Here is a 6,814-nt window from a genome sequence, read left to right as displayed (position 1 = left end):
AAACAATAACGGCTCTCACGTCCCTTGAATCGACTTGTTCAGACCTTCCTTAACTCAAACTAACGGAAGTACTCCGAAAAAGGCGAAAGTTTCGCACGTTTTCACGGGTGACGGATCTCCAATATACGCCGCTCCAGCGGCGAGGCGGAAAACTGACAATTGGGTCCATACTCACCAGACGCCCCAGACGTACGACGGCAGTTTGGGAAACAAGGCATTGAGCAGACCGCGCGTCTCCGGGGACCCGATATCGCAGTCGGGAATGGCGTACTGGAGTTCATCCGCGGCGCGGAACCCGAAGAGCAACTGCAAGAAAACCAGCCCGGGGAAGAAGGCGTCGCACGTCCCGGAATTCAGCCAGTTGCCGCCCTTCCGCGGCCGGGCCAATCTCTCGACCTCTGCCACACGCCCGTTGTCGAACAACAGGTCCACTCCGGAATCGACGAAGCCGATCGTGAGCCGGCCGCCGTAACCCGCCACCGCTGAATCCGCCACCCGCCTTTCCAAGACCGGTGTGACGTGCCGCAGGAATCCGGCAATGTCAGGCACCCGGACATACCATGCGCGTATCCGCTTCATACGCGGCGACCTGTCGTTCATCACCTGATACGCCGGGTGTTCCGTACCCAGCTCGAACGCCACGTTTCGAAACGCGCGTCGAGTCTGCCGCGCGCTGGATGCCTCGCCCATCCTCCGGAGATACCTCACGATGCTGGGAGTGACCTCAAGCCAGGAGGCGCCTTCGTTCAGCTCGTAGAGAAGTACGCAGGGTTCACCATTCCAAAGACCCCGGATGTGCACGATAAGTCCCACCGGCTCACCGGTCGCGGCTTCCACCACGCAAATCTCCAGCTCGGAATAGGTATTCTCGCTCCGCCCGTGCAGCTCGTACCTCCACAGCCTCTCGCCGCGGACGCAGGAGACCAGGTAGCGCCCCATGGCCGCGTCGTACAAACCGGCTATAAATGGCAGGTCCCCTTCGGTCGCGGGGCGTACGGTGTAAGGCTCCCGGACGGCATCATCGAGTGCGGGCCAATTGGAGACGGGGCACGAGTACCCCATTGCGAACTCCAGCGCCATCTCGTAGCCGAACTGGCGATAAAACCAGGGGATGCCGCTGATCGCCTGCATCTTCTCGCCGCGTCTCGCACTCATCTTATGGACGGCGTCCATCTGAGCCCACACCAGACCGCGCCTTCGATAGTCGGGATGCGTGGACACAAGCTCGATACGGCCAACGCTTATTTCCATTCCGCCATAGGACCAGGTTTGCGGGATCAGGTTCAGCATCGACACGATGGCCCCTGACCTCGTATCTTCCACCAAGGTGAAGTCGCCGGGCTGGAATCCCGGGAGGGCTCCGCTCATCAGGTCTCGGGTCCAGATTCTGAATGACTCGGCAAACGTATGGGGAAGGTGGACCTGGGCCTGGAACTCCGCAGCAGCGTCAGTATCCTCCGCGGTGGCCTGCCTCAGGGTCAGCCCTTCGCCCAAATCCCTGTGCAATTTCTCCGTCAAGAGGCTACTTTCCAGGACGTGATCTGAATGCAGGTCACGTCGTTGTTCTCGTCCCTTCCGTAGTAGGCGGTCAGCAGGGTGCCGTCATCCGACTCTGTGGTGGTCGGATATCCCAGATCCCGGTTCTTGAGATCATCCCGGAGCACGATCTCTCTCTCAATGTCCCAGCTTCTTCCCTCATCCGAGCTCAGACAGGCCCGGATCCCGAATGGCTTTCGACGGTGGCCGTAGGTGGCCAGAAGCCTCCCATCCCGGAGCTGCCGGAGATGGGCCGGATACCCCCACATCGGGGTCTTGGCCGGTGTGCTCCAGGTTCGTCCCCGATCGTGCGAATCGCTCTGGTAGAGCCATCCGGCCGGCCCCGTTCTGAGAAGAGCGATCATCCGGCCGCTGGTCAGGTGAATCAGGGCCGGCTCGTTGTAGCCGATGCCGTGAACCCCCTGTTCCCCAATCACGGACGGCTCGCCCCAACTCCTCCCCCAATCACGAGATCGCAGGACATAGGCGGTCCAGGTCATCGCCAGTTTCGAAGTCGATGGGTGACCGAATTCCTCGTAGCACGGCAGAAGCAGAGTACCGTCCGGCAGTTCGACGATCGCCCGGAGCTGACATCCTGATTTGAAGGGAGAGACGTCCACGTGGACCGGCTCCAACCAGGTGCGGGCATTGTCCAACGAGTGGAACACATAGGTCATCTCGTCGCTGTAGCCGGTCGCCCACTGATAAGGCTCCACTCGAGTCAAGCGAACATCCGTTCTGCTGTCCACCGAGGCCGCCGGGGCAAAGGAACGGCGGAAGGCGTTGACCAGGATCCTCCCGTCGGACAACTGCATGATGCCCGGATCATCCATTCCGTAGTACTCGTAGCCGCCGATGACTTCGGGATGCTCAGACCAGCTTTCCCCCTGATCGCCGGAGCGAATGATCATGCCGTACAACGAGGGATCCGCGTGGGTCAATCGGGCGTTCCGGCGCATGGCTTCGCAGAACGCGATCAGCATTTCTCCATCCCGGCACTTCAAGATGGTCGGCCAGGCCGAGTACCCGTAAGGGTCCCAAAAGACCACACTGTGCCTGAGGATCCCCGGATAGGACTTGACTTCAGGAGGAGCGGGAGGCTTCAACGGAGCCACCTCCGGAACTGCCGACAAGCGGCGGGCGCTCAGCGGCAGCGCTCCCAAAACGGCCAAGCGTTTTGCGAATTGCCGACGGGAGAAATCCTTCCAGGTCATAGGCTTCCTTTCTTGTTCGATCGAATCTCAGGCTGAAAATTCAATGCCCAAACTACAAGGCAGAAAAAGGAACTGCCCCTTATTAAGCTCTCGCGTCCCGGCGGCGAAGGTGGCCGCTCCAGTTCAGGATGTGCTCATCGGCCGTGAGCAGACTGTGACCCCCCAGGGCAGTCGCGACGATGATGCGGTCGGCTGGATCTCCGTGGAAGTTCTCCAGGCTGTTGGCGCGGATGGCAATGTCGCCGTCTACCGGAATCTCGACGAGACCATCCTGAAGAAGCCGGGTTCTCCAGGTTCTGACGTCCTCCAGCAGGCGGATGCGCCCCTTCGCGCGCAACAGAGCCACCTCCCAGAACGAAAACGCCGACGCCGCCAGCGCGGCTTCCCGTAGTCCCCGTTCCATCAGCCCTCTGGAACGAGGCCCGATTTGCCGTCCGCCAAGTCTCGACCACAACAGTACGTGCGTGTCCACCAGTATCACGGATTGGCCACCCGGTCGGGGTTCACCTCGGCTTCCCACTCCAGGTTGATCGGGGAGATGATGTCGCCGATGATTTCGATCCTGTCTCGATCGGCCCCGAACCAATCCCCGAACCGCTTGCGGTAGGGCAGGAGGCGCGCGGTTGGGCGGCCGTTCTTGGTGATCACGATCTCTTCTCCGCTCTCTGCCACTTCGTCCATCAGCCTGAGGCACTTTGCCTTGAACTCGGACGCCTTGATGGTGCGGGATTCACTCGCTCCGCCTCGTTCGGTAACTGTCATGGCTTCACACCCATCCTCGTGCAGTCCAGGATATAACCATAGTCACGACCATAGTCACATAATACACCGTCTCCAGGTGCCCCACAAAATTGAATCCCGCAGTGGATTCGCATGGACCGCAGGCTCCCTTCGCTCATCGATGCCTTTGCAGCACAAGCTCGCGGAGAACGGAACTGTCCCTTTCTCTACGTTGCACGATAATGAGGGAATGGATGTTCCAGTTAGAACCACCGCCGCTTCCGCCTCGGTCCGCCCGTCTCGAACACCATCGACAGGAGCGGTCACGCCGCCGGATCGAGCCAGCGCGCTGTTCTTCGAGCTGTTCAGTGGGTTGCCCCGGCAGGGACCGGGCAACACAGCGAGCACGCGTCGGGCCCTCGGGCTCGTTCCAGGCGTCGGGACGCGGACGCGCGTGCTCGACATCGGCTCCGGGACCGGCGCCCAGACACTGGTGCTGGCGGAGAGTTCGCCATTGGGCATCGTCGCCGTCGACAACCACCCCCCGTTCATCGACGCGTTGAACCGCAAGGCCAATGAACTGGGCATCGCGGATCGACTGGAAGCCCGCGTGGCGGACATGTACCGACTCGACTTTGCCGACGGTTCGTTCGACCTGATCTGGTGCGAAGGCGCCATCAACATCATGGGCGTCGAAGCGAGCCTGCGCGCCTGGCGCCGGCTGGTGCGACCCAACGGGCACGTCGCGCTGACCGAAGTGTGCTGGCGGATGCCCGAACCGCCGGCCGAATGCGTCGCGTTCTGGAAGCGGGAGTATCCGGCGATCCGAGACATCTCCGCGCTCCTGGAAGCCGTCGAGGCGTGCGGCTACGAGACCGTGGGGCACTTTTCGCTTCCCGCGTCGGCGTGGTGGGACGACTACTATCGGCCTCTGCAGGACAACGTGACCGCATTCCGCAAGCGTCATCGCGATGCGCCGGATGCGCAGGAGCTGGCGGACCAGTGCCAACACGAAATAGACATCTGGCATTCCTACTCGGAATTCTACGGCTACGAGTTCCTTGTGCTGCGTGTCGGTTGAAGCCCGCTACGACCGGGGCGCCGCGAGGGTAGGCGTCCTCCCGGGGTGTGGCGTTCTGTGCGTAAGCCGAGATCTCGGAGAACGGGACTGTCCCTCTATCTTTTCGCCTCTCTCTCCCTTCTTCGCCCTTCTGCCCGGCTGAGTCGGAATATATTGCCGACGATATCCCCACCCGACTCCAAGGGGTCCTATTTTGACCCAAGGATCCAGTCTGGATAGACTCGCCCTCCTTTTTCGCCCACGGGACACAGGAGGATCCGGATGATCAGATCCAGTCTGCTCGCGGTACTGCTGTTCGCGGCACCGGCGCCGGCTGCCGGCAGTCACCACAAGCCCCAAGCTCTCGACATCGGCGACCGGCTGGAGCTCATGGTGGACGACTACTTGATCGACACCATGACCGGGGACGTCCGGCTGGAGCTCCAGACGCCCGCCTCCGGCGGCAAGGTGCTCGACTTCGACGAGCCATGGGAAGGCACCACCTGCTCCTATGTCTCGGTGATCCACGGAGACGGGCTCTACCGCCTGTACTACCGGGGCCACAGCGATCCCTCCTACGCGGTTCCATCCCTCCTCGAACCGGGTGAGACCATGATCCCGGAACATCCCGAGGTGACCTGCTACGCCGAGAGCCGGGACGGCCGGAACTGGACCAAGCCGTCGCTGGGGCTGGTGGAGTTTGATGGATCGAAGGAGAACAACATCATCTGGGACGGCTTCGGCAACCACAATTTCATGGTGTTTCTCGACACCAATCCCCAAACTCCCCCCGGGGAGCGGTACAAGGCGCTGGCCTCGGGACACCCGAACCGCCCCTTGAAACGTATCGTGGGCATGGTTTCTCCCGACGGCATCCACTGGAAACCGATCCGCGAGGAACCGATCCTCACCCAGCCTCCGACGGATTGGGGTGGCGACGGAATCCTCTGGGACGGGTACAGGAACGAGTACGTCGCCTATCTCCGGGTCTGGTATCCACCCCGCCACACCGGGTCCGGCGAGCGGCGGATGCCCACGATCCGGGCCATCGGCCGGGCCACTTCGTCGGATTTCCTGAACTGGAGCGAATTGGAGGACATCGACCTGGGAGGCGGGCCCCGGGACCACTTCTACACCAACGGAATCACGCCGTACTTCCGGGCGCCCCACATTTTCCTGGGCTTCCCCAAGCGTTTCGTGCCCTGGCGGACCCGGTTTGCCGATGCGCCCGCAAACGGAGCCTCCGACACCGTGTTCATGACCAGCCGAGACGGCCTGAACTGGGACCGCCGGTTTCCCCAATCCTTTATTCGGCCCGGACGCGAGAAGAGGAATTGGGGCAACCGCACCAACGGAACGGCCACCGGAGTCGTTTCTACCGGAGACGATGAGATCTCCCTCTACGTGATCCGCCACTACATGTTCCCCAGCATTCACATGGAGCGGATGGTCCTGAGAACCGACGGGTTCGTCTCGCTCAACGCCGGCTACCGCGGAGGCGAAGTGTTGACCAAGCCCCTGACCTTCCAGGGGAGCATCCTGGCGCTCAACTTCGCCACTTCCGCGGCGGGAAGCATCCGGATCGAGGTTCAGGACGAAGCCGGACGGCCGCTTCCCGGCTTCGCTCTGGAGGAATCGCCGCTGGTCTGGGGCGACGAGATCGAGCACACGGTCCGTTGGAAACGGTCCCACTCCGGCGCCATGTCGGATGAGCCTTTGAAGCGAATCTCGGGCAAACCGGTGCGGCTGCGCCTGGTGATGAAGGACGCCGATCTCTTCTCGGTGAATTTTCGGTGAATTCGAAGCAAGATCCGCGTTGCCTCCCCCCTACGGTGGAAACCCCGGAGCGAACATGGGATAACAGTACGATTCGTAACTTCCAGTGTGGACTCGCTAAAGCAGGAGAAACCGGTATGAAGACGATCAGATTGACGGTTGGCTTATGTTTTGTGCTGGGATTGTCCGGCGTTTTCCCCGTCGCGCAGCTCGCACTTGCGCAGCCGCAGGAAGCCTGTCCGAGACCTCTCGCACTTCCGGCCCTGCCCGAGGGGCTGGTCACCGCTGCCCAGGTGGAGAGCGGCGATGCTACCCTGTCGGCACTCGTGCAGGGGTTTCGAGACTACAGCGCGAGTGTCCTGCAATTGCCCAACGCAACGGGGTATCTCGGATGTCTTATGACCCATGAGGGCCCTTTCAGGTCCGGGTCCACCTACCTGGTTGTCCTGACCCCTAATCTGAACTTCCAGCCTGCCTGACCGATATTTTCGCTTCAAATCATTGATTT

7 protein-coding genes are annotated in these 6,814 nt (G+C 61.6%); 3 read left to right on the top strand and 4 right to left on the bottom strand.

Annotated elements, in window-relative coordinates:
• Positions 1 to 171 precede the first annotated feature (171 nt).
• The 4 genes from OXT71_22495 to OXT71_22480 form a co-directional block, all read right to left on the bottom strand.
• On the bottom strand, positions 172 to 1,518 hold the full coding sequence (locus OXT71_22495; GenBank protein ID MDE2929167.1) for a GNAT family N-acetyltransferase: 1,347 nt from the start codon (positions 1,516 to 1,518) through the stop codon (positions 172 to 174).
• The gene (locus OXT71_22490; protein MDE2929166.1) at positions 1,515 to 2,750 is read right to left on the bottom strand and encodes a sialidase family protein; all 1,236 of its coding nucleotides are present in this window, start codon (positions 2,748 to 2,750) and stop codon (positions 1,515 to 1,517) included. Before OXT71_22490 ends, OXT71_22495 begins: the two co-directional genes overlap by 4 nt.
• An 82-nt stretch (positions 2,751 to 2,832) precedes the next feature.
• Positions 2,833 to 3,222 (bottom strand): type II toxin-antitoxin system VapC family toxin, encoded by a 390-nt coding sequence (locus tag OXT71_22485; GenBank protein MDE2929165.1) that lies wholly within the window; start codon positions 3,220 to 3,222, stop codon positions 2,833 to 2,835.
• 5 nt (positions 3,223 to 3,227) lie between these two features.
• Positions 3,228 to 3,512, bottom strand: coding sequence for a type II toxin-antitoxin system Phd/YefM family antitoxin (locus OXT71_22480; GenBank protein MDE2929164.1), 285 nt, complete (start codon positions 3,510 to 3,512; stop codon positions 3,228 to 3,230).
• A 412-nt stretch (positions 3,513 to 3,924) separates the two neighbouring features.
• Between OXT71_22480 and OXT71_22475 the strand changes: the two genes are divergently transcribed.
• From OXT71_22475 to OXT71_22465, 3 genes are all read left to right on the top strand, one after another.
• Positions 3,925 to 4,551, top strand: a complete 627-nt coding sequence (locus OXT71_22475) for a class I SAM-dependent methyltransferase (protein MDE2929163.1) — start codon at positions 3,925 to 3,927, stop codon at positions 4,549 to 4,551.
• 261 nt (positions 4,552 to 4,812) lie between these two features.
• Complete coding sequence (locus OXT71_22470) at positions 4,813 to 6,327, top strand: hypothetical protein (protein ID MDE2929162.1); 1,515 nt, start codon at positions 4,813 to 4,815, stop codon at positions 6,325 to 6,327.
• 116 nt (positions 6,328 to 6,443) lie between these two features.
• Positions 6,444 to 6,785 (top strand): hypothetical protein, encoded by a 342-nt coding sequence (locus OXT71_22465; protein MDE2929161.1) that lies wholly within the window; start codon positions 6,444 to 6,446, stop codon positions 6,783 to 6,785.
• Positions 6,786 to 6,814: the final 29 nt, after the last annotated feature.

The organism is Acidobacteriota bacterium (assembly GCA_028874215.1).
Taxonomy (GTDB): Bacteria; Acidobacteriota; UBA6911; order RPQK01; family JAJDTT01; genus JAJDTT01.
This window is presented reverse-complemented; position numbering and strand designations above follow the sequence as displayed.

What these genes read in the sequence shown, in the direction of transcription:
- OXT71_22490 (MDE2929166.1), bottom strand. Translation starts at nt 2,750, where the DNA reads ATGACCTGGAAGGATTTCTCCCGTCGGCAATTCGCAAAACGCTTGGCC.
- OXT71_22480 (MDE2929164.1), bottom strand. Translation starts at nt 3,512, where the DNA reads ATGACAGTTACCGAACGAGGCGGAGCGAGTGAATCCCGCACCATCAAG.
- OXT71_22470 (MDE2929162.1), top strand. Translation starts at nt 4,813, where the DNA reads ATGATCAGATCCAGTCTGCTCGCGGTACTGCTGTTCGCGGCACCGGCG.
- OXT71_22465 (MDE2929161.1), top strand. Translation starts at nt 6,444, where the DNA reads ATGAAGACGATCAGATTGACGGTTGGCTTATGTTTTGTGCTGGGATTG.